The sequence below is a fragment of the Neisseria sp. P0021.S005 genome (genome assembly GCF_051956955.1).
In genome coordinates, this window is the sequence record NZ_JBQCWY010000875.1 from 1 (window position 1) to 582 (window position 582).

Genomic DNA, 582 nt, shown 5'->3' on the forward strand with positions numbered 1-582 from the left:
CTGTAGTTCGGCGGCGATTTCCGCTAAGCGGGTTTCTTTGGCTTTCAGGTTTGCCAATTCCTGAGGCAGTTTGACAGCCTGCACCAATTCAAACGGCAGAATATGCCCCACCCAGCCCTCTTGTACTTCGGCTTCTTTTTTGGTTTTTTTGTCTTTTTTCAGCACCATAAATGGATCAACCTGCTTAATTGCCTGTTTGCCCTCGGTTTGGATCATCTCCAAATCGGCGGCAATGCCTGCCGCATCGGCACGCCATAAGTCATCGAGTTTTTGATAGGCGGTATAGAAATCCAATAAGGGCATTGCCTGCACTTTTTCCCGAATGAGTTCGGCAAGTTGTTGCTGGGTTTGGGGGATATTGAGCGTTTCCATCGGCTCAATCAGCAGGGTTTCCAAGCTGGCAGTGAAATCGGCAAAGTTTTCTGCAAATTGCGCTTGGTAATTCAGCACGCTGGCGTGGCTTTGCATGGCGGCTTTGAGATTGTCGGTTTTCGGCTGTACATAAGGTGTGCCGTTATCGGTAAATAAGGCCGTCTGTAAACCGTCAAAGGCTGCCCAGTAGTCTGCGAATTGTGCCAGCTC

The 582-nt window shown here is 49.5% G+C and carries 1 pseudogene; it reads right to left on the bottom strand.

The annotated features are described in order from the left end of the window. Positions 1-582 (bottom strand): annotated as a pseudogene (locus tag ACTHUE_RS19910) (type I restriction-modification system subunit M); the annotation flags it as partial.